The sequence below is a fragment of the Pseudomonas sp. Arb-4-2C genome (genome assembly GCF_055755015.1).
Window position 1 is genome coordinate 5,586,023 of the sequence record NZ_CM146899.1, and the last position, 21,308, is coordinate 5,607,330.

Below are 21,308 nucleotides of genomic sequence, written 5' to 3' on the forward strand. Positions count from 1 at the left end.
ATCCATCCTTTGCATTAGAGAACGGGCACGGGATGCTCCCGTAACGCCGTCAGCAAAGCCGCGGCACTCGCGCCGCGGCAATCCACAACTGTTTGAGCCCCGGCGGCACGTGCCAGCTCGGCGACCCTTGGGCTTGGAACAAACAACGGCAACTGCGCAATCGCAGGCCAGGTAGCGCCGGCCATGCGGCGCAAGTGCTCGAAACCCTGTCCACTGCTGACCACCAGCCCGTTCAAGCGTTCCGCTGCAATCCGCCGCGTCAGCTCGTGCGGCGGATAGGCCGGCAGGTCGCGCCGATACAAATCCAGATACTCGACACTAGCACCTAGCGCGCGCAGACGCTCGGCGAGCAGCTCACGACCACCCTCCCCGCGCAGGATCAACACCTGCGCATCAGGCTGCGCAACGGCTTCGCGCAGACGCGGCAATTGCAGCAAGGCTTCGCTGTCATCGCCGGTGGCCGGGAAGTGCACGTCCAGGCCACGATCGCGAAGAATCTGCGCCGTCGCCGCACCGACGCTGAACCACGGCATCGATACCGGGTTCAGGTCAAAAGTATCGAGCAGGTCGACAGCAATTCGCGCCGCCGGTTTGCTGACCACGATGACTGCGCTGCAGTTCGGCAACTGGGTCATCGCCTGACGTATTTTCTCAGAGACCGGCAGCGGTGCGATGTCCAGAAGCGGCAGGCAACTGCTGAAAAAACCGGCTTGGGCCAACACCTCGGCCAGCGCCGTGCAGTCGTCCGCAGGGCGCGTCAGCAGCAGGCGCCAGCCGGTCACTCGTGACCTGCCTCGCCATAGACCGCTTTGAGAATGTCGTCGGCACCCTGGCTGAGCAGGTCTTCAGCGACCTTCACACCCAGCGCTTCGGCATCGGTACGCGGTGCGCGCGCTTCGGCGCTGAGCAGCTTGCCACCGCTCGGCTCGCCCACCAGGCCACGCAACCACAACTGCTCACCTTCGAGCACGGCGTAGCAGGCGATCGGCACCTGGCAGCCGCCATTCAGATGTTTGTTGAGGGCCCGTTCGGCGGTCACACGCGAAGAGGTATCGGCGTGATGCAGTGGCGCGAGCAAGGCATGGATTTGCCTGTCGGCGCTGCGGCATTCGATACCGACGGCGCCTTGGCCACCGGCGGGCAGGCTGTCGTCGACACTGATCGCGCAGGTAATCCGGTCTTCGAAACCGAGACGGATCAGACCGGCCGCCGCGAGGATGATCGCGTCGTACTCGCCGGCATCGAGCTTGGCCAGGCGAGTGTTGACGTTACCGCGCAGGAAGCGGATCTCGAGATCGGGGCGGCGGGTCAGCAGCTGTGCCTGACGACGCAGGCTGGAGGTACCGACGATGGCACCGGCAGGCAACGCGTCGAGGCTGGCGTAAGTATTGGAAACGAAGGCATCACGCGGGTCTTCGCGTTCGCAGATGCAGAACAGACCCAAACCTTCGGGGAAGTCCATTGGCACGTCTTTCATCGAGTGCACGGCGATGTCGGCTTCATTCTCCAGCAGCGCGGTTTCCAGTTCCTTGACGAACAGGCCCTTGCCGCCGATTTTCGACAGCGGTGAGTCGAGCAGCTTGTCGCCGCGACTGACCATGGGCACCAGCGTCACCAGCAGACCCGGATGGGCCGCTTCCAGACGGGCTTTGACGTATTCGGCCTGCCAGAGGGCCAGCGCACTTTTACGGGTGGCGATGCGGATTTCGCGAGAGGACATGGATCAATCCGTACTGAATAGATACGGCGGATAATAACAGCTCAGCCAAATCCACTTTGACTTGAATCAGATACGGCGTGGCCTCCCTGGCCGGCAATGCCTGGTAAAAAGACTCCGGAACCGCCCGGAATGACCGGGTTACAGGCCCTGCATCATTTTGCGCACACCGGCCACATGCCGGCGGCTGACGATCAATGCATCGCCGTTCAGACCCTTGAGGAATAACTGGAAATGCCCCAGTGGCGTGCGTTGCAGACGCTCGATGCGGTCACGGGCGACCAGCGCGTTGCGGTGGATACGCACGAAGCGTTCACCAAATTCGTCTTCGAGGGCCTTGAGGGGTTCGTCCAGCAGTACTTCGCCGCTCTCATGGCGCAAGGTCACGTACTTGTGATCGGCAATGAAGTAGACCACCTGATCCAGCGGGATCAGCTCGATGCCTTTGCGGGTGCGGGCGCTGATATGACTGCGCGGGCCGTTGCCGCTTTCGGCAGCAGGGCGGGTCAGGGCCGAGAGTTGGGCCCGGTTGGGACGTTCAGCCCGTTTCAGGGCGTCATGCAGATGTTCGGTTCGCACGGGTTTCACCACATAGCCCACGGCGCTGGCCTGCAGGGCTTCCACGGCAAATTCATCGGGGCCGGTGCAAAACACCACGGCGGGCGGCGTTTCGCGTTCGCACAGACGGGCAGCCACTTGCAGGCCATCGAGGCCCGGCATGCGGATATCGAGCAGCACGATATCCGGCTTGTGGCTGTCGATCAGCGCCAACGCCTCTTCGCCATTCGTGGCGCTGGGCTCCAGGACTGTGTAACCCTCGAGCTCGCTTACCATACGGCTTAGGCGCTCGCGAGCCAGTGGTTCGTCATCAACGATCAGGACATTCATATTGCGCTGGATTCCTGCGTGAGTCTCGCACAAGGATAGCGTAGACAGGTGAAGTGACGTCCGTCACCGCGATCCACGCTAAGACTAGCCCGAGCGCCAAAAAGTGCCGTACGTCGGCCAGCAATATTTGCCAGTGCCCGGGTCGTACTGCTCAAAGCCCGCTGTTTCCTGCGTTTCTCACGGGGTTTGCCAAAGGACAAATCCACCCACCCCCTCTTCTTATAGTCGGCGTCCGGACGTTTGCGCGATCCGCAGTCGCGCCGACCCTCATGTCCTACTGTAGACGCTTGCCGGGCTGATATTGCTCAATCGAAAAATATCCTTGCGCAAATCCCCCGGTTAGAGCGCCGACTATGAACCAGCAGATGAGAAAAAAACGTATCGACCGGTGTCAGCGACAGGATTGGCAACCCTGTTATTATCCGCGCCAGCGTTTCACGCCTTCTTTCTCCAAGCCGATACGAGCGAATTCATGAGCACTGACAAGACCAATCAGTCCTGGGGCGGCCGCTTCAGTGAACCCGTCGACGCCTTCGTCGCCCGCTTCACCGCCTCCGTCACTTTCGACCAGCGCCTGTATCGCCACGACATCATGGGCTCGATCGCCCACGCCACCATGCTGGCCAAGGTCGGCGTGCTGACGGATGCCGAGCGCGACAGCATCATCGATGGCCTGAAGACCATCCAGACCGAAATCGAGGCTGGCCAGTTCGACTGGCGCGTCGACCTCGAAGACGTGCACATGAACATCGAAGCGCGCCTGACCGACCGCATCGGCATCACCGGCAAGAAACTGCACACCGGGCGCAGCCGCAATGACCAGGTCGCCACCGACATCCGCCTGTGGTTGCGTGACGAGATCGACCTGATCCTGGCCGAGATCACCCGCCTGCAAAAAGGCCTGCTGGAGCAAGCCGAGCGCGAAGCCGCGACCATCATGCCGGGCTTCACCCACCTGCAGACTGCGCAGCCAGTGACCTTCGGGCACCACATGCTGGCCTGGTTCGAAATGCTCAGCCGCGACTACGAACGCCTGGTCGACTGCCGCAAGCGCACCAACCGCATGCCACTGGGCAGCGCTGCACTGGCCGGCACCACCTACCCGATCGACCGCGAATACACCGCGCAACTGCTGGGCTTCGACGCCGTGGGCGGCAACTCGCTGGACAACGTTTCCGATCGCGACTTCGCCATCGAGTTCTGCTCGGCGGCAAGCATCGCGATGATGCACCTGTCGCGCTTTTCCGAAGAGCTGGTGCTGTGGACCAGCGCGCAGTTCCAGTTCATCGATCTGCCGGACCGCTTCTGCACTGGCAGCTCGATCATGCCGCAAAAGAAAAACCCCGACGTACCGGAGCTGGTGCGTGGCAAGACCGGCCGGGTGTTCGGTGCACTGATGGGTCTGCTGACCCTGATGAAAGGCCAGCCGCTGGCCTACAACAAGGACAACCAGGAAGACAAGGAACCGCTGTTCGACGCCGCCGACACGCTGCGCGACTCGCTGCGGGCCTTTGCCGACATGATCCCGGCGATCAAGCCGAAACACGCGATCATGCGTGAGGCGGCCCTGCGCGGTTTCTCCACCGCGACCGACCTGGCGGACTACCTGGTACGCCGTGGCCTGCCGTTCCGTGACTGCCACGAAATCGTCGGTCACGCCGTGAAGTACGGCGTGGACACCGGCAAGGATCTGGCGGAAATGAGCCTGGAAGAACTGCGTCAGTTCAGCGATCAGATCGAGCAGGACGTGTTCGCCGTGCTGACTCTGGAAGGCTCGGTGAATGCCCGTGACCACATCGGCGGGACCGCGCCGGCGCAGGTCAAGGCTGCGGTGGTGCGCGGCCAGGCGCTGATCGCCAGCCGCTAAAAGCTTCGCGAGCAGGCTCGCTCCCACATTGGACTCAGGGCGTTCACAAAATTTGTGTTCAGCACAGATCCAATGTGGGAGCGGGCTTGCTCGCGAATGCTGACTTCAGAACGCTACAAATCTCATTTTTTCGCCGCGATCATCGCCAAAAACGTCGGCATCGCCGCCTCTTTGTCCGCCGCAATCTTCTGCACATGCGGATTCTGCTCAAGCCGCTCCAGCAGCGCCTTGGCCTTCGGCATCTCAGCCAGCAAATCCAGATCGAACAGCTTTTTCCCGACCGCACACGCCGGCGGCACGCTGTAAAGGAAATACAAATCCGCAATGCTCAGGCTGTCGCCCGCCACGTAAGGGGCGAACTTGCCGTGACGTCCCAGCGCAGCAAAACCCAGCAACAGCTCGGCTTTGGTTTTTTCCTTGATCGCCTCCGGCACCGATGCGCCAAAGAATGCTTCGCCATAACAGGCGCGGCCCGGCAGCTCGATGTACAGCTCGATTTCCTTGGCTATCGCCAACACCTGCGCGCGCTCGAACGGATCGCTCGGCAGCAGTGGCGTACCTTTTTGGGTCTGTTCGAGGTATTCGAGGATGACCGCGGTTTCATTGATGAAACCCGCCTCGACACCCAGCACCGGGACTTTGCCGCGCGGACTGATGGCCAGTGACTCCGGGGTCGGCGTCGGGTAGAACGTCACCTCTTCGTACGCCAGGCCTTTTTCCAGCAGCGCCAGTTTGACCATGTTGTAGTAGTTGCTGACAGCGAATCCATAAAGCTTGAACATCACATAGCCTCCAGGCCGTGCGGGGTGGGCAGTCACTGTTTATAGATCGCCGGACTCGATCCTGCCAGCAGCATCACGCCGCTGAATGCGGGTAAACTGGCGCCTTTCCTTGAGGAGCCTGCCATGAGCGAGCCGACAGACATCGACAACGACGAAGAAGAGTTCACCGAGGCGACGTTGATCGAAGCCATCGAGAACCAGATCGAAAGCGACAACCCGCCAGCGGCCAAGGCGACTTTCAACAAGCTGACGCTGGTGGGCGTCGAGCGCGAAGAGATCCTCAATCTGATGGCGCACGTGCTGGCCTATGAAATTGACGCGATGCTCGATGAAGACCGCGCGTTCGACACCCAATGGTACGAAGCGGCACTGCGTGCACTGCCAGAGCTGCCACCGGAAAAGCAGTAAACCCCTATATCCCTGTGGGAGCGGGCTTGCTCGCGAAGGGGCCGGCACATCCAATGTTTTCGTCGATGGCCCCACCGCTTTCGCGAGCAAGCCCGCTCCCACAATGTTTGTTACGTATCCGTCCAGCCATCTCACGAGCCCCGACTACACTGGAATTCGCCTCAAGACAAAAACCCTGATCTGAGCACTGGACATGCCGCAAAAGCGGGTTCACCTTAGGGGCGCTGTCGTCCAATTCCTAGAAAGTCTGGAGTCCTTATGTCGCTTACCCCTGAGCTGGTTGCCGAACTGGAAGTCCTCGCACTCTTCAACCTGGACAGTTCCCAGGAAGGTTTGAAAATTCATCAGACCGCTGCCCCGAAACACATCGCCGCCGCCAAACGCCTCTTCGAAAAAGAACTCACCGACCAGCCCGATGGCGGGTATCTGACCAGTCTGGGTCGTGATGCCGCGCAAAATGTGCAAACCGTGCTGACCATTCTGAGAGAGCAGGAAACCGCCTGATTCCCCCCGTCTTTGCCCACGGGAACTCCTGCCACGGGATTTCCGCGGGCCCACTTGATCGCCTCGCGTTAAAAATCTGACGTCAAAAACAAATTCAGCTTAAAAGTCCCGCTGCGCAGAGGCTAAACTGGCTCCCATTCCGAGACCCTCTTCGTCCGAGCCTGCGAGCCGGTTTGAGCTGACATGACGCGCACCCATGAAATCCGCCCCGACCTGGACGAAGGCATCGACCGAAAGGTACTCAGCCAGTTGCGTGCGCGTTTTCTCAAACTCAATGAAGGCCGGCTCGGCCGCGCACTTGAAGGCTTGTCGACCCGCCAGCAAGGCGTGCTGACCCTGCTGCCGCTGTTCTTCCACGTCAATCACCCGCTGCTGCCAGGTTATGTCTCGGGCAGCACGCCAGCCGGACTGTCCAACTACGAGCCGGATGCCAACGCGCTCGCCGAAGCCCAACGTCTGACTCGCTCGTTCTCCTACAAACCGCGCCACGGCAGCAACCCGCCACGACCGATTCACGGGCTGTTCCTGATGGGCAGCCTCGGCACCCTGGCCCAGGCCGATCAGAGCGACATGGACGTGTGGGTCTGCCATGCGCCGGACCTGAGCGATAGCGAACTGGCCGAGCTGCGCAAGAAATGCCAGCTGCTCGAAACCTGGGCCGCCAGCCAGGGCGCCGAGGCACATTTCTTCCTGATCGATCCGGTACGCTTCGTCAAAGGCGAGCGCGACACCCAGCTCAGTTCCGAAGACTGCGGCACCACCCAGCATTACCTGTTGCTCGACGAGTTTTACCGCACGGCGATCTGGCTGGCCGGGCGCACGCCGATCTGGTGGCTGGTGCCGGTCTACGAAGAAACCGCTTACGACCTGTACACCCACACCTTGCTGTCCAAGCGTTTCATTCGCGCCGACGAGACCCTCGACCTCGGGCATCTGGCGACGATTCCACCGGGAGAGTTCGTTGGCGCCGGGCTATGGCAGCTGTTCAAAGGCATCGAGTCGCCCTACAAGTCGGTGCTCAAGCTGTTGCTGACCGAGGTCTACGCCAGCGAACACCCGCAGGTACAGTGCCTGAGCCTGCGCTTCAAAAAAGCGGTATTCGCCAATCAGCTGGATCTGGATGAGCTGGATCCGTACATGGTCGTGTACCGGCGCATCGAGGAATACCTCACCGCCCGTAACGAACCGGAGCGTCTGGAGCTGGTGCGCCGCGCGCTGTACCTGAAGGTCAACCGCAAGCTGACCGGCAACAGCCGCAGCCAGGGCTGGCAACGCTCGCTGCTGGAGCGTCTGGCGAGCGAATGGCATTGGGATCAGCGCCAACTGGCACTGCTCGACAGCCGCAGCCAGTGGAAAGTCCGCCAGGTCAGCGCCGAACGCCGCGCGCTGGTCAACGAGCTCAACTACAGCTATCGCTTCCTGACCCAGTTCGCCCGCACCGAACAGACCGTCAGCCTGATCAACAAGCGCGATCTGAATGTGCTCGGCCGACGGCTGTATGCCGCGTTCGAGCGCAAGGCCGACAAGGTCGAGTTCATCAACCCCGGGATCGCCCCGGATCTGGCCGAAGACACCCTGACGCTGGTGCAGTCGCCGAACAAAAAGGAACCGGGGCAAACTCACTGGGGCCTGTATAACGGCAGCCTCACGGCGCTGGAGTGGGAGCACTTCGCGCCGATCAAGCGCAGCCGTCATCTGCTGGAGCTACTGACCTGGTGCCACCGCAACGGCGTGATCGACAGTAGCACCCGCCTGGCTCTGCACCCGGGCACCAGCGACCTGAGCGAGTTCGAACTGTTCAACCTGCTTGGCAGCCTGCAGCAGTGCATCGCCCTGCCCTTGCCCACCGTCGCCGAAGAGCCGCTGTTGCGTGCGGCCGTTCCGAGCGAAGTACTGATGCTGGTCAACGTCGGCGTCGACCCGCTCAAGCATCACCGCGATCTGAACATTCTGATGACCACCGAGCGCACCGACTCGCTGAGCTACGCCGGGGTCCGTGAAAACCTCGTGCTGACGCTGGATCAGGTCACGCTCAACAGCTGGAACGAAGTGCTGGTCAACCGCTTTGACGGTCCCCACGCGCTGCTCGACTGCCTGCGCGATTACCTCAACAACCTGCCACGCGGCCCGCAGCAACCCTCATTGAAAGTACGCTGCTTCTGCCACAACCGCGCACAGTTCATTGCCCGCCGTGTTGAAGAGATCGTTGATACCGCGCAAAACCTGCTGCTCAGCGAGCTGAACCATCGCTACCTGATTCAGGTGCAACAGCACTATCACGTGCTGGAGCTGGTACCGGGACAGGTCAATCATGTCGCCCTCGCGACATTGCCGGCGCTGCTGGATTACCTCGGCGAAGAACAGGCACGTTACAGCCCGCTGCACCTGGACCCGATGGCGCTGGAAGAACACGACCTGGCGCTGATCCTGCCGATGGGGCAGCCGGAATCGATCCAGGTGTTCTACCGGATCACCGAGCAACAGGCCGAGTTGTACGTGCTGGATGAGTTCAACGCACTGTGGCAGCAACGTTTGCCGTATCACGATGAGCAGAGTCTGCTGGTGCCGCTGCAACGCTTCCTGCAATCGATCCAGTACCGGCGTGAAGCGCTGCTGCCGATGGACGGCAGTCCGGCGATCAGTCTCGAGACTTTGTATTACCAGTTATTGCCTTCGGGCCCGGGACGCGCGCGGCGGGTCGAAGCACGGCCGGCGCCGCAGACCCCGGTCAACAAACCGTTCTACGACGTACAGGCAATCATCGGCAAAGCGGCACCGGCAGAGGTGCAGGTCACCCTGTATTGCAATCAACGGGAATTCAGCGAGCTGGAACATGGCGACCAGTTGTTTCATGTGGTCGCCCGGGAGATCGTCGAGCAGCGCCGCGAGACCGAGCGCTATCGCTGCTACATCACCGACCTGGATCTGTCGGGCCTGCTCGGTGATGCTCAGAGTTCCAGCAATTTGTATCTACGCTACAAGGCCGACCTGGAGCGCGCCCTGAACGAGGCGCTCGAACAGGTCTGAGGCGGGGTTACTCGCGGAACTCTCCGCCGTTGGCCGGCTGCGATTCGACTTCCAGCAAGGTCAGTTTCAGGGTCTTGCCACCCGGTGCCGGCCAGTCGATGTGCTGACCGACCTTCAGGCCCAGCAGCGCGCTGCCGACCGGGGCCAGAATCGAGATCTTGCCTTCATCGGCGTTGGCGTCCTTGGGATAGACCAGCGTCAGGTGATAGTCCTTGCCACTGCCCTCTTCGCGGCAATGCACACGGGAATTCATCGTCACGACATCGGCGGGTACTTCATCGTGGCCGACCACGGTGTCGGCGCGATCCAGTTCAGTTTGCAGCGCGATCACGCCCGGCGCAGCCTGGTCTTTCTCGTTCAGGTTGTCGATCAGGCGCTCCAGACGTTGCACGTCCAGACGGGTAAGGGTGATGGAAGGTGCGGTCATGATCCGGGCAGACTCCTTTCTTCTGCACACAAAAAAAGCAAAACCCCGCCAAAAAAGACGGGGTTTTCACCAGGCCTCGATGGGTTGAGGCGTGTTCGGACACTATCACAGCTCAAAAAATATACAAGCCACGCACTTTTGATCGGGCAAGCACCCCTGTGGCGAGGGAGCTTGCTCCTCGCCACAGGTTCGTATCAGGCTTGAGAGCGGCGTTGCAGCGCTTGTGCGCAGATTACCCGGCGGCGCTGATCGTCCGCCGAGCGCCATTCGCGAATGTCCTCGACATGGCGAAAGCAGCCGAGGCACACCTTCTGTTCATCCAGACGACACACGCCGCTGCACGGCGAAGGCACCGCCGGGCTGACGTTGCTGTAAAGCGGCTTGGGTGGGCGCGGGGCAACCTCGGTCACGATCAGATCTCTTCGAAATCCAGCTCAAGACCGGCCTGGTCCTGAACACAGCGGGCCAACACTTCGCCGAGCAGTTCTTCGGACTTCTCGCAGCTCCACTTGCCCGACTCTTCGTCGTAGTCAAAATGGAAACCACCGGAACGCGCCGCCAGCCACAGCTGACGCAGCGGCTCCTGGCGGCTGATGATCAGCTGGCTGCCGTTATCGAACTTGATGGTCATCATGCCGGCCGTGATCTCGATATCGTCGGCATGATCCTCCAGCAACTCTTCCAACGCCTGCTGGGTGGCATCGACCAGATCGTGGAAACGCGCTTCGGACAAACTCATTGTGGCAACCTCAAAAAATGTCTGCTCAGGCTCAAGCGCCGCAAGATACGGACGCTGTCGGCCGATTGCAAAGGATAACGACCAAGGGCCTCAATGGGCACTGTAAACACCGTACCTGTGGGAGCAGGCTTGCTCGCGAAGGGGCCGGCACATCCAACTTTTTTGACTGCTGAACCACCGCTTTCGCGAGCAAGCCCGCTCCCACAGGGTTTGGTGTGCATCCGGACAAGCCCCGCCGGACGGGAACTCCCTCGCATAGGCAAGCTGTCGGGTGGCCGGTATACTCCGGCGCAATTAACGCATTTTCAAGGATTTCGCCATGAAGCGCCTGATCTCTTCCCTTGCTGCGCTCGTCGCGGTTGCCTGCCTCGTTTCGGCCTGTGGTCAAAAAGGCCCGCTGTACCTGCCGGATGACGATCAGGACCCGGCCGAGCAAGCCCAGTCTTCGCAAAAGCAGCCGTCCAAAGCTCACAAGCACGACGTTTACCAATAAGGGATCGCCATGGACGCTTTTAACTACCGTGGCGGGGAACTGTTCGCGGAAGGTGTGGCGTTGTCCGCCATCGCCGACCGCTTCGGCACGCCCACCTACGTTTACTCGCGCGCACACATCGAAGCCCAGTATCTGGCTTACGCCGATGCCTTGGCCGGCATGCCGCACCTGGTCTGCTACGCGGTCAAGGCCAACTCCAACCTCGGCGTGCTGAATGTCCTGGCCCGTCTCGGTGCCGGTTTCGACATCGTGTCCCGTGGCGAGCTGGAACGCGTGCTGGCCGCTGGCGGCAGCGCCGACAAGATCGTGTTCTCCGGTGTCGGCAAGACCCGTGACGACATGCGTCGCGCCCTGGAAGTCGGCGTGCACTGCTTCAACGTTGAATCCACCGACGAGCTGGAGCGCCTGCAAGTCGTCGCCGCCGAGCTGGGTGTTCGCGCACCGATTTCGCTGCGCGTGAACCCAGACGTCGATGCCGGCACCCACCCGTACATTTCCACCGGTCTCAAAGAGAACAAGTTCGGCATCGCCATTGCCGACGCCGAAGACGTGTACGTGCGTGCCGCACACCTGCCGAACCTGGAAGTGGTCGGCGTCGACTGCCACATCGGCTCGCAACTGACCACCCTGCCACCGTTCCTCGATGCGCTCGACCGCCTGCTGGATCTGGTCGATCGCCTCGGCGATTGCGGCATCCATCTGCGCCACATCGATCTCGGTGGCGGGCTGGGCGTGCGTTATCGCGATGAAGAGCCGCCATTGGCCGGCGACTACATCAAGGCTGTGCGCGAGCGTCTGGACGGTCGTGATCTGGCACTGGTGTTCGAGCCGGGCCGTTTCATCGTCGCCAACGCCGGCGTGCTGTTGACCCAGGTCGAGTACCTCAAGCACACCGAGCACAAGGATTTCGCCATCGTCAACGCGGCGATGAACGACCTGATCCGCCCGGCGCTGTATCAGGCCTGGATGGACGTCACCGCGGTCAAGCCGCGTGACACCGCTGCACGCCCGTACGACGTGGTCGGCCCGATCTGCGAAACCGGTGATTTCCTGGCCAAGGACCGTGAACTGGCCCTGGAAGAAGGCGATCTGTTGGCCGTGCATTCGGCTGGTGCCTACGGCTTCGTGATGAGCTCCAACTACAACACCCGTGGCCGTGCCGCTGAAGTGTTGGTAGACGGTGATCAGGTATTTGAAGTGCGCCGCCGCGAAACCGTGGCCGAGCTGTTTGCCGGCGAAAGCCTGCTGCCGGAGTAACCCATGCTGCTGCGTTTTACCAAAATGCACGGCCTGGGCAATGACTTCATGGTTCTCGACCTGGTCAGCCAGCACGCGCATATTCAGCCCAAGCACGCCAAGCAATGGGGCGACCGGCACACCGGTATCGGTTTCGATCAGTTGCTGATCGTCGAAGCGCCAAGTAATCCGGACGTGGATTTCCGTTACCGGATCTTCAACTCCGATGGCTCGGAAGTAGAACAGTGCGGCAACGGTGCGCGCTGCTTTGCCCGCTTCGTGCTCGACAAGCGCCTGACTGCCAAACGGCAGATTCGCGTCGAGACCAAAGGCGGCATCATTGAGCTGGACGTGCGTAACGACGGCCAGATCGGCGTCAACATGGGCGCGCCGCGTCTGGTGCCGGCGGACATTCCGTTCGACGCGCCGGCGCAGGCTTCCAGCTACCAGCTGGAAGTCGACGGCACCACAGTCGAACTGGCCGCCGTGTCGATGGGTAACCCGCACGCCGTGTTGCGCGTGCAAGACATCAATAACGCACCGGTGCATGAACTGGGGCCGAAAATCGAACACCATCCGCGCTTCCCGGCACGGGTCAATGTCGGTTTCATCCAGGTCATTGATCGTAACCGCGCGCAACTGCGCGTCTGGGAACGCGGCGCCGGGGAAACCCAGGCCTGCGGCACCGGCGCCTGCGCTGCGGCTGTCGCGGCAATCAGCCAGGGGTGGATGGATTCGCCGCTGTTGATCGACCTGCCCGGCGGGCGTCTGTCCATTGAGTGGGCGGGGCCAGGCCAACCGGTGCTGATGACCGGTCCGGCAGTGCGTGTATACGAAGGACAAGTGCGTCTTTGAGTGAGCAGAAACCATGACCGATAAGCCTCAGGTACCCGCCCGACAGTCCGACGAATCAGCGTCCGAGAGCCTGGAGGCGGCAGCGGTTGCCGCGTACCTGGAGGCTCATCCGGACTTCTTCGTCGAACACGAAGAACTGCTGCCTGCCCTGCGCATTCCCCATCAGCGCGGTGACACCGTGTCGCTGGTCGAACGACAGATGACCATCCTGCGCGACCGCAATATCGAGATGCGCCACCGCCTCTCGCAGTTGATGGACGTGGCCCGCGATAACGATCGTCTGTTCGACAAGACCCGCCGCCTGATCCTGTCCCTGATGGACGCTGCAAGCCTCGAAGACGTGGTGATCAGCGTTGAAGACAGTCTGCGCCAGGACTTCCAAGTGCCTTTCGTCAGTCTGATCCTGCTCGGCGACAACCCGGCCCCGGTCGGCCGCTGGGTGACTCACGCCGACGCGCAAACCGCGATCGGCGGCCTGCTCACCGAAGGCAAGAGCGTCAGCGGCAGCCTGCGTGAACATGAACTGGACTTCCTGTTCGGCGAAGAGCAGCGCAAGCAGATCGGCTCAACCGCGGTGGTCGCCGTCAGCCATCAAGGCATTCACGGCATTCTGGCGATCGCCAGCCGTGATCCGCAGCACTACAAGAGCTCGGTCGGCACGCTGTTCCTGAGCTACATCGCCGAAGTCATGGGCCGTGTGCTGCCACGGGTCAACAGCTCCCTGCGCTCGGTACGCTGAGCATGGAACGACAACTGGACGCTTACTGCGAACATTTGCGCAGTGAGCGACAGGTGTCGCCGCACACCCTGTCGGCCTACCGCCGCGACCTTGATAAAGTCCTCGGCTGGTGCGTCAAACAGAACATCGGTAGTTGGGCCGCGCTGGACATCCAGCGCCTGCGCAGCCTGATCGCCCGCCTGCATGCGCAGGGTCAGTCTTCGCGCAGCCTTGCCCGATTGCTCTCGGCAGTGCGCGGGCTCTACCACTATCTCAATCGCGAAGGCCTTTGCGACCATGACCCGGCCACGGGCCTGGCGCCGCCAAAAGGCGAACGGCGCTTGCCGAAAACCCTCGACACCGACCGCGCATTGCAACTGCTTGAAGGTGCGGTCGAGGATGATTTTCTAGCGCGGCGCGATCAGGCGATTCTGGAGTTGTTCTATTCCTCCGGCCTGCGCCTTTCCGAACTGACCGGGCTCAATCTTGATCAACTCGACCTTGCCGATGGCATGGTTCAGGTATTGGGCAAGGGCAGCAAAACCCGCTTGCTGCCGGTGGGCAAAAAGGCCCGCGAAGCGATCGAGCAATGGCTGCCGCTGCGGGCCATGACCAATCCGGCGGACGACGCGGTGTTCGTCAGCCAGCAAGGCCGGCGCCTCGGTCCACGAGCGATTCAGGTCCGGGTCAAACTGGCCGGCGAGCGCGAGCTGGGGCAGAACCTGCACCCGCACATGCTGCGGCACTCCTTCGCCAGCCACTTGCTGGAATCCTCGCAAGACCTGCGCGCGGTGCAAGAGTTGCTCGGCCACTCGGACATCAAGACCACGCAGATCTACACCCACCTGGACTTCCAGCACCTGGCGGCGGTCTACGACAGTGCCCACCCAAGGGCCAAACGCAGCAAAGGCGACGATTCATGAACATCCAGTTGATTACCTTCGACCTCGACGACACCCTGTGGGATACCGCCCCGGTGATCGTCAGCGCCGAAGCGGTATTGCGCGAATGGCTCAGCGAACATGCACCGAACCTCGGGGCAGTGCCAGTGGAGCATTTGTGGGCGATTCGCGAGCGGGTGCTGGCCAGCGAGCCGGGCCTCAAGCACCGCATCAGCGCATTGCGCCGGCGCGTGCTGTTTCACGCACTGGAGGAAGCCGGGTACGCCCACGGCGAAGCCTCGGATCTGGCCGACAAGAGCTTTGAAGTGTTCTTGCATGCGCGGCATCAGATCCAAGTGTTCCCTGAAGTCGAGCCGGTGCTGGAAACCCTCGCCAACCACTACGCCCTCGGCGTGGTCACCAATGGCAATGCCGATGTGCGTCGGCTGGGGCTGGCGGATTACTTCAAGTTTGCGTTGTGTGCTGAAGACATCGGCATCGCCAAACCGGATGCACGACTGTTTCACGAAGCGTTGCAACGCGGTGGCGTGAGCGCTGATGTGGCGGTGCACATTGGCGATCATCCGGGCGATGACATTGCCGGAGCGCAGCAGGCGGGCATGCGCGCGATCTGGTTCAACCCGACCGGCAAGGTCTGGGAGGCGGAGCGCTTGCCGGATGCCGAAATCCGCAGCCTGACCGATTTGCCGGCGCTGCTGGCGCGCTGGAATGCCAGCTCGAACTGATCGACTCCCGCCGTGGGAGCGAGCCTGCTCGCGAAGGCAATCTCTCATTCAATACTGATGTTGACCGAACCACCGCTTTCGCGAGCAGGCTCGCTCCCACAAGGGACCTGCGTTCGCTTCAGTTCTTTATTTCAGGCATGAAAAAGCCCGCAGCGACGGCGGGCTTTTTCAGCAAGCAAGTGGCACGCCTCAGATAGGGCGGCTACCGTACTTGTTGTCCGGCTTCTTCGGCGGATCGGCGACCACATTGGCCTCCACTTCCTGAACCTTGCCGCCACGCGACAGGAACTCTTCCATGGCCTTGGCCAGGGCGTCGCGCTCCTTGTTCTTGGCTTCGATGCTCGGCAACTCATCAACCGACACCGCAGCCTTGGCCTTGCCTTTGGCAGCCGGGGCCGGCGTATCGTCACCACCATCGTCGTCAGCAACGTCTTCCGCTGCTGCTTCCAGGCCTTCCTCGGCCTCGTCTTCGTCGCCTACTTCGAGGTCGTCGTTTTCCAGATCATCGTCGCTCATGTTCTACCTCATGACTTGCGAAAAGCAGATTAGTTATAGACCAGCTTTGGCAACTGTCGAAAGTCGCCGTTAAAAAATCGTTAACCGCTGCTGACCAGCGGTTATGCCCCTTCACCGTGCAAGGTGGCGAGGACTTTTCGGGCACCGCCATGATCACGGTGCTCGCCCAGATAAACGCCTTGCCAGGTTCCCAGTGCCAGGCGACCTGCCGAAACCGGCAGACTGATCTGGCAACCAAGCACGCTGGCCTTGAAGTGCGCCGGGAGGTCGTCCAGGCCTTCGTCGTTATGCTCATAGCCGTCTGTTCCTTGTGGGATCAGACGATTGAAAAATCGTTCGAAGTCGCGACGGACCGCCGGATCGGCGTTCTCGTTGATGGTCAACGACGCCGAGGTATGCTGCAGCCACAAATGCAACAGACCGACCCGGCACGCCTTGAGTTCAGGCAGGCCGGCGAGTAACTCGTCCGTTACCAGATGAAAGCCCCGGGGCCGTGCCCGCAGGGTTATCAGAGTCTGTTGCCACATACAGTTCTCCGCACGTTCGGGGCGCATTCTAGCGCGCTCTGGGAAAAAACAAAGGCCCTAATATTCCTGCAATGATGTAAGCGATTGACCGCAGAAAAACGTCCGTCGTAAACACGACCAAAGCCGTACGAAAAATCCTTTCAGCCTTCCCTTCAATGACAAATTCCAGACAAAAAAATGCCCGGCAAGCCGGGCAAGTTTTTTCGATGCGCGTACTTACAGGTTGTAGCCGCGTTCGTTGTGTTGTGCCAGGTCCAGACCCACTGCTTCTTCTTCCTCGGTGGCACGCAGGCCCATGACCACGTCCAGTACCTTGAGGATGATGAAGGTGACGATCGCGGTGTAGATCACCGTGAAGCCGACACCTTTGCACTGAATCCACACTTGTGAAGCGATGTCGGTCACGGTGCCAAAGCCGCCCATGGCCGGTGCGGCGAACACACCAGTGAGGATCGCGCCGAGGATACCGCCGATACCGTGCACGCCGAAGGCATCCAGGGAATCGTCGTAACCGAGTTTGCGTTTGAGCGTGGTGGCGCAGAAGAAGCACACCACACCGGCCGCCAGACCGATGATCAGCGAACCCATCGGGCCCACGGTACCGGCTGCCGGAGTGATTGCCACCAGACCTGCAACCACGCCCGAGGCGATGCCCAGTGCGCTAGGTTTGCCGTGGGTGATCCACTCGGCGAACATCCAGCCCAGTGCCGCGGCAGCGGTAGCGATCTGGGTGACCAGCATCGCCATGCCGGCGGTGCCGTTGGCCGCTGCGGCGGAACCTGCGTTGAAGCCGAACCAGCCGACCCACAGCATCGCTGCGCCCATCAGGGTGTAACCGAGATTGTGCGGAGCCATCGGTGTGGTCGGGAAGCCTTTGCGCTTGCCCAATACCAGGCACGCCACCAGACCGGCGATACCGGCGTTGATGTGAACCACGGTGCCGCCCGCGAAATCGAGCACGCCCCAGTCGCCCAGCAACGAACCCGGACCGCTCCAGACCATGTGCGCAATCGGCGCATAGACCAGGGTGAACCAGACGCCCATGAACACCAGCATCGCGGAGAACTTCATACGCTCGGCGAAGGCACCGACGATCAGCGCCGGAGTGATAATGGCGAAGGTCATTTGATAAGTGACGAACACCGCTTCAGGGAACAGCGCTGCCGGGCCGGTGATGCTGGCAGGCGTGACACCCGCGAGGAAGGCCTTGGCAAAGCTGCCGACGAAGGAGTTCAGGTTGACGACGTTGGCTTCCATCCCGGTGGTGTCGAACGCCATGCTGTAGCCATAAAGGAACCACAGGATGGTGACCAGGCCGGTAATGGCGAAGCACTGCATCATCACCGAAAGAATGTTTTTCGACCGCACCATGCCGCCGTAGAACAGCGCGAGGCCAGGAATGGTCATGAACAGCACGAGGGCTGTGGAGGTCAGCATCCAGGCGGTATCGCCGGAATTGAGGACTGGAGGTGCCACCGGATCTGCCGCCATAGCCAGGCCGGGCATTACGATGGACAACAGGGCGCCTAGCCCTGCGAATTTACGCAGAGTCATATTGTTTTCTCCTGGGGCGTTGGGTTTGTGGCGGCGTTTAGATCGCGTCGGTATCGGTTTCGCCGGTACGGATGCGAATCGCCTGTTCCAGATTGACCACGAAGATCTTGCCGTCACCGATCTTGCCGGTGTTGGCAGCCTTGGTTATCGCCTCGATAACCCGATCCAGATCCTTGTCGTCGATAGCAACGTCGATTTTCACCTTGGGCAGAAAATCGACCACATACTCCGCGCCGCGATACAGCTCGGTGTGACCCTTCTGCCGGCCGAAGCCTTTGACTTCAGTAACGGTAATGCCCTGCACGCCGATTTCGGACAGCGACTCGCGCACGTCGTCCAACTTGAACGGCTTGATGATGGCAGTGACTAGCTTCATGAAACTCTCTCCCGAATTGGTGGACTTGCCCCAGGAAAACAAACCCGACTCAAGTCTAAGCGCAGTGCCTGGCTTTGTAACGCATCGTCGGCCTTACCTGCCCGACTGACGCCAGCTAACCGCTGCTGACGAAACTCCCCGCTCCGCCTGCCGCACTGCATTCGTCACAGCGACTGCATCAGTGCATGGGTCACTACCGACTAAGCAGAAAGCTTGCCATCTCGCCAAATTCCTCTGATTTCAATCCCTTGGCCGCTGCCGCAGGCGCTTGCGCAAAAAAGCCCCGACGGTTACGCACAACAACGGTGCGCTGCCGTCCGTCCGCTTGCGCGAAAAGCGTGCATCCGTGCCTGCGCCAATGACTATAGACACTGCGTGATACACTGCCCGCCACTGTTTACAGGACACATTCCATGCTCGCGCCCAAAGACTTCCTCGACGCCCTGAGCGGCACCGCCTCCCGCCTTTTCAGCGGCGACACCCCGCTGCCGAAAGCCGAAATCGAAAGCCAGTTCAAGATGCTGCTGCAAAGCGCCTTCAGCAAACTGGACCTGGTGAGCCGCGAAGAATTCGATAGCCAGATGGTCGTCCTGGCGCGGACTCGCGCTCGCCTTGAAAGCCTTGAAGCCAAAGTCGCAGAGCTGGAAGCCAAGCTGACGCCGCCGGCCGCCACTCCAGACCGGCAATGACGGGTGAGAGCTGGCTCGGATGTTTGCCTCAACGAGGCAAACATCCATAGTCTCAGCGGACGTGATTGCGTCCACCAACGATGCACAGGCCTTGGCCTCACCAAAGCCTGCACAGTAAAAACCGCCTCCTCGAGGCGGTTTTTTTTCGCCTCGAAATGGGTTGGCGACTACCCGCAACATCCAGTGAAAGTTCGCCTCCGCCAGATCCCCCTTCCCCAACTACCCTTAAAAAACCCGCAGGAAGCGGCCCCCGATTCAGCTCAAGGAACGACCATGTCCCTCTCCATCGTCCACAGTCGCGCCCAGATTGGCGTGGATGCTCCCGCTGTTACTGTCGAAGTTCATCTGGCCAATGGTCTGCCGTCACTGACCATGGTCGGCCTGCCCGAAGCCGCAGTGAAGGAGAGCAAGGATCGGGTGCGCAGCGCGATCATCAATTCCGGGCTGCAGTTTCCGGCGCGGCGGATCACTTTGAATCTGGCGCCGGCGGATTTGCCCAAGGATGGCGGGCGGTTTGATCTGGCGATCGCCCTCGGGATTCTGTCGGCGAGTGTGCAGGTGCCGTGCCTGACACTGGATGATGTGGAGTGTCTGGGTGAGTTGGCGTTGTCCGGCGCAGTGCGGCCGGTGCGCGGGGTGTTGCCGGCAGCACTGGCGGCGCGCAAGGCCGGTCGTGCACTGGTGGTGCCGCGGGCGAATGCTGAGGAGGCTTGCCTGGCCTCGGGATTGAAGGTGTTTGCAGTGGATCACTTGCTGGAGGCGGTGGCGCATTTCAACGGGCATACGCCAGTGGAACCCTATGTGTCGAACGGGCTGATCCATGCGGCGAAACCCTACCCCGACCTGAATGAAGTGCAAGGTCAGATGGCAGCGAAACGGGCACTGCTGATTGCTGCGGCGGGCGCGCATAACCTGCTGTTCAGTGGGCCACCGGGGACCGGCAAGACCTTGTTGGCGAGTCGCTTGCCGGGGCTGCTGCCGCCGCTGTCCGAATGCGAGGCCCTGGAGGTGGCGGCGATTCAATCGGTCGCCAGTGGCGTGCCGCTGACGCATTGGCCACAACGCCCGTTTCGTCAGCCGCACCACTCGGCATCCGGTCCGGCGCTGGTCGGCGGCAGCTGTGACATTTGAAAATAAATGCAACTAAACGGAAATAGATGCAACTGAAACGCCGTCATGTCTCACGACTGATTTGTCAACTCTCCCCAGTAAAGACGGGCGCTGCACCGAGGTTTAGAGTGCTTCTAAACTTGCGTACGCTCAACGTTGGGGGGGGCTTTGTTGCGACGACACAATCAAGATTGTCATAAGGCCTTCGGGATTACGAAGATCACAAACCTTTGTCTCGGAGGGCTGTGATCGCGAGACTATCGTCTGATCACGAGCCCGACCGGATAAAGCGGCAACGACATCCGCGATGGATACTGGATCACATTCGACTTGCGGCGCACTTCAGGAATCAACTAATAACTGCTCCCTTAGGACCGCTTGCAATCAAGCTAGCACCACAAGCGGTTTTCATACCGTGCAGTGCAATTGGAGTGCCGCCAACTGAATAGGTACTACTACCTTCTGCGATAGGAAAAATACCTTTGCAAAGTGGACAACTGACCTTGTGGCCGACACCCGAAATCGGTTTCCCATTGAGATCAGTCTGGGGAAATGCTTCGAGCACCACTCCACCATGGCTGGTGGAGTCGCCCAAGCGAATGACGTCTTTCACCTTGCATATCCTTGATTAGAAGTGATCGCCATAAATGAAACGCTCGCAAGAGATCATTACAATTATTTACTGTGCTTGTACCCAAGCCGCGCTACTCGACGTGAAATAGTATGTGCCCGGTTTATTGCGCACTTATGCTCCTACGGTCTCAGCTCCAAAGACTCCAGCTAATGGAACACAACTCTCGTATGGTCTTTAGGCAAATCTCAAGGACCAAATCATATTTAAATAAACCCTGAAAAGTATAATTTTTTCCGGGGAGAGTTAAGAGAATTCACTCATTCTGCTGGATCCAGCTCAGCCATCCAGACATCCTCGTAACCCTCTCTGTCGATAATGAATTTCGCACCTTCAGGTAGGAAAAGATATTTCACTACCTCCGGAAGCTCCTCCATTAAATGGCCGGTGTGAAGCGCTTGGTAAAAACCACTAACAGGCGAATGTTCTCCACAGTGAATAAACCAACTGATCGTACCCCCCTCAGGTAGTTTGACCCTAGTCCCGTAAATTGGAGACTTATGCAGAGTATCCAAGGCAATAGCGACCATTTCCTCAGGGGCGTGTAAGGGTAATCCATACTTAGCACACACCTGTCTTTGAGATTCATCAGGAGTGATCAGATCGGCCTGCTTCAT

General features: G+C 60.5%; 24 protein-coding genes and 2 pseudogenes. 12 read left to right on the plus strand and 14 right to left on the minus strand.

Going from position 1 to position 21,308, the window contains the following annotated elements:
* Positions 1–14: 14 nt before the first annotated feature.
* From AC0J41_RS25445 to AC0J41_RS25460, 4 genes and pseudogenes are all read right to left on the minus strand, one after another.
* Entirely contained in the window at positions 15–782 is a 768-nt protein-coding gene (locus tag AC0J41_RS25445) for a uroporphyrinogen-III synthase (RefSeq protein WP_473013896.1), read from the minus strand.
* Positions 779–1,720 (minus strand): hydroxymethylbilane synthase, encoded by a 942-nt coding sequence (hemC, locus tag AC0J41_RS25450; RefSeq protein WP_473013897.1) that lies wholly within the window; start codon positions 1,718–1,720, stop codon positions 779–781. The genes AC0J41_RS25445 and hemC overlap by 4 nt, the downstream gene beginning before the upstream one ends.
* 138 nt (positions 1,721–1,858) lie before the next feature.
* On the minus strand, positions 1,859–2,605 hold the full coding sequence (locus AC0J41_RS25455; protein WP_003229385.1) for a LytR/AlgR family response regulator transcription factor: 747 nt from the start codon (positions 2,603–2,605) through the stop codon (positions 1,859–1,861).
* A pseudogene (locus AC0J41_RS25460) lies at positions 2,602–2,751 on the minus strand (sensor histidine kinase); the annotation flags it as partial. The pseudogene AC0J41_RS25460 and the gene AC0J41_RS25455, both read right to left, overlap by 4 nt.
* 326 nt (positions 2,752–3,077) lie before the next feature.
* On the opposite strand from AC0J41_RS25460, the gene argH reads away from it, so the two are divergent.
* Positions 3,078–4,472 carry an argininosuccinate lyase gene (gene argH, locus AC0J41_RS25465; RefSeq protein ID WP_473013898.1) on the plus strand — a complete coding sequence of 465 codons (1,395 nt, stop codon included), beginning with the start codon at positions 3,078–3,080 and terminating at the stop codon, positions 4,470–4,472.
* A gap of 122 nt (positions 4,473–4,594) precedes the next feature.
* Here argH and AC0J41_RS25470 read toward each other — a convergent pair whose 3' ends face one another.
* Positions 4,595–5,254, minus strand: coding sequence for a glutathione S-transferase family protein (locus AC0J41_RS25470; RefSeq protein ID WP_473013899.1), 660 nt, complete (start codon positions 5,252–5,254; stop codon positions 4,595–4,597).
* A 123-nt stretch (positions 5,255–5,377) separates the two neighbouring features.
* Here AC0J41_RS25470 and AC0J41_RS25475 point away from each other — a divergent pair, with 123 nt between their 5' ends.
* The 3 genes from AC0J41_RS25475 to AC0J41_RS25485 all read left to right on the plus strand — a co-directional run bounded on the left by AC0J41_RS25475 (position 5,378) and on the right by AC0J41_RS25485 (position 9,193).
* Complete coding sequence (locus tag AC0J41_RS25475) at positions 5,378–5,662, plus strand: hypothetical protein (RefSeq protein ID WP_025113253.1); 285 nt, start codon at positions 5,378–5,380, stop codon at positions 5,660–5,662.
* Positions 5,663–5,920: 258 nt separating this feature from the next.
* Positions 5,921–6,166 (plus strand): TIGR02647 family protein, encoded by a 246-nt coding sequence (locus AC0J41_RS25480; RefSeq protein WP_003229392.1) that lies wholly within the window; start codon positions 5,921–5,923, stop codon positions 6,164–6,166.
* Between the two features lie 183 nt (positions 6,167–6,349).
* Complete coding sequence (locus AC0J41_RS25485) at positions 6,350–9,193, plus strand: class I adenylate cyclase (protein WP_473013900.1); 2,844 nt, start codon at positions 6,350–6,352, stop codon at positions 9,191–9,193.
* Between the two features lie 7 nt (positions 9,194–9,200).
* Here the strand turns inward: AC0J41_RS25485 and rnk are convergent, their stop codons facing one another.
* The 3 genes from rnk to cyaY all read right to left on the minus strand — a co-directional run bounded on the left by rnk (position 9,201) and on the right by cyaY (position 10,359).
* Positions 9,201–9,620 carry a nucleoside diphosphate kinase regulator gene (rnk, locus tag AC0J41_RS25490; RefSeq protein ID WP_025113251.1) on the minus strand — a complete coding sequence of 140 codons (420 nt, stop codon included), beginning with the start codon at positions 9,618–9,620 and terminating at the stop codon, positions 9,201–9,203.
* A gap of 194 nt (positions 9,621–9,814) precedes the next feature.
* Entirely contained in the window at positions 9,815–10,030 is a 216-nt protein-coding gene (locus AC0J41_RS25495) for a DUF1289 domain-containing protein (RefSeq protein WP_473013901.1), read from the minus strand.
* Between the two features lie 2 nt (positions 10,031–10,032).
* Positions 10,033–10,359, minus strand: a complete 327-nt coding sequence (cyaY, locus tag AC0J41_RS25500) for an iron donor protein CyaY (RefSeq protein ID WP_007964535.1) — start codon at positions 10,357–10,359, stop codon at positions 10,033–10,035.
* 319 nt (positions 10,360–10,678) lie between these two features.
* Between cyaY and lptM the strand changes: the two genes are divergently transcribed.
* The 6 genes from lptM to AC0J41_RS25530 are packed head-to-tail and all read left to right on the plus strand — an operon-like array spanning position 10,679 to position 15,288.
* Entirely contained in the window at positions 10,679–10,852 is a 174-nt protein-coding gene (gene lptM, locus AC0J41_RS25505) for an LPS translocon maturation chaperone LptM (RefSeq protein ID WP_007911098.1), read from the plus strand.
* A gap of 9 nt (positions 10,853–10,861) precedes the next feature.
* Positions 10,862–12,109, plus strand: coding sequence for a diaminopimelate decarboxylase (gene lysA / locus AC0J41_RS25510; protein ID WP_473013902.1), 1,248 nt, complete (start codon positions 10,862–10,864; stop codon positions 12,107–12,109).
* Positions 12,110–12,112: 3 nt separating this feature from the next.
* The gene (gene dapF, locus AC0J41_RS25515) at positions 12,113–12,943 is read left to right on the plus strand and encodes a diaminopimelate epimerase (protein WP_007964539.1); all 831 of its coding nucleotides are present in this window, start codon (positions 12,113–12,115) and stop codon (positions 12,941–12,943) included.
* A 13-nt stretch (positions 12,944–12,956) separates the two neighbouring features.
* Positions 12,957–13,682: a DUF484 family protein gene (locus AC0J41_RS25520; protein WP_473013903.1), complete on the plus strand. Its 726-nt coding sequence runs from the start codon at positions 12,957–12,959 to the stop codon at positions 13,680–13,682.
* Between the two features lie 2 nt (positions 13,683–13,684).
* Positions 13,685–14,584, plus strand: a complete 900-nt coding sequence (gene xerC, locus AC0J41_RS25525; RefSeq protein WP_025113246.1) for a tyrosine recombinase XerC — start codon at positions 13,685–13,687, stop codon at positions 14,582–14,584.
* A complete protein-coding gene (locus tag AC0J41_RS25530; RefSeq protein ID WP_473013904.1) occupies positions 14,581–15,288 on the plus strand; it encodes an HAD family hydrolase in 708 nt (235 codons plus the stop codon). Before xerC ends, AC0J41_RS25530 begins: the two co-directional genes overlap by 4 nt.
* Before the next feature lie 189 nt (positions 15,289–15,477).
* Here AC0J41_RS25530 and sutA read toward each other — a convergent pair whose 3' ends face one another.
* The 4 genes from sutA to glnK all read right to left on the minus strand — a co-directional run bounded on the left by sutA (position 15,478) and on the right by glnK (position 18,261).
* Complete coding sequence (sutA, locus tag AC0J41_RS25535; protein ID WP_007920420.1) at positions 15,478–15,804, minus strand: transcriptional regulator SutA; 327 nt, start codon at positions 15,802–15,804, stop codon at positions 15,478–15,480.
* A 101-nt stretch (positions 15,805–15,905) separates the two neighbouring features.
* Complete coding sequence (locus tag AC0J41_RS25540) at positions 15,906–16,331, minus strand: secondary thiamine-phosphate synthase enzyme YjbQ (protein WP_003229414.1); 426 nt, start codon at positions 16,329–16,331, stop codon at positions 15,906–15,908.
* A 216-nt stretch (positions 16,332–16,547) separates the two neighbouring features.
* Positions 16,548–17,885, minus strand: coding sequence for an ammonium transporter (locus tag AC0J41_RS25545; protein WP_025113244.1), 1,338 nt, complete (start codon positions 17,883–17,885; stop codon positions 16,548–16,550).
* Positions 17,886–17,922: 37 nt separating this feature from the next.
* A complete protein-coding gene (gene glnK / locus AC0J41_RS25550) occupies positions 17,923–18,261 on the minus strand; it encodes a P-II family nitrogen regulator (protein ID WP_002555808.1) in 339 nt (112 codons plus the stop codon).
* Positions 18,262–18,674: 413 nt separating this feature from the next.
* Between glnK and AC0J41_RS25555 the strand changes: the two genes are divergently transcribed.
* On the plus strand, positions 18,675–18,950 hold the full coding sequence (locus AC0J41_RS25555; RefSeq protein WP_473013905.1) for an accessory factor UbiK family protein: 276 nt from the start codon (positions 18,675–18,677) through the stop codon (positions 18,948–18,950).
* A gap of 273 nt (positions 18,951–19,223) precedes the next feature.
* Positions 19,224–20,066: pseudogene (locus AC0J41_RS25560) on the plus strand (YifB family Mg chelatase-like AAA ATPase); the annotation flags it as partial.
* A 343-nt stretch (positions 20,067–20,409) separates the two neighbouring features.
* On the opposite strand, the gene AC0J41_RS25565 reads toward AC0J41_RS25560, so the two are convergent.
* Both AC0J41_RS25565 and AC0J41_RS25570 read right to left on the minus strand, forming a co-directional pair.
* A complete protein-coding gene (locus tag AC0J41_RS25565; RefSeq protein WP_420647507.1) occupies positions 20,410–20,673 on the minus strand; it encodes a PAAR domain-containing protein in 264 nt (87 codons plus the stop codon).
* A gap of 278 nt (positions 20,674–20,951) precedes the next feature.
* Positions 20,952–21,308, minus strand: coding sequence for an immunity protein Imm33 domain-containing protein (locus AC0J41_RS25570; RefSeq protein ID WP_473013906.1), 357 nt, complete (start codon positions 21,306–21,308; stop codon positions 20,952–20,954).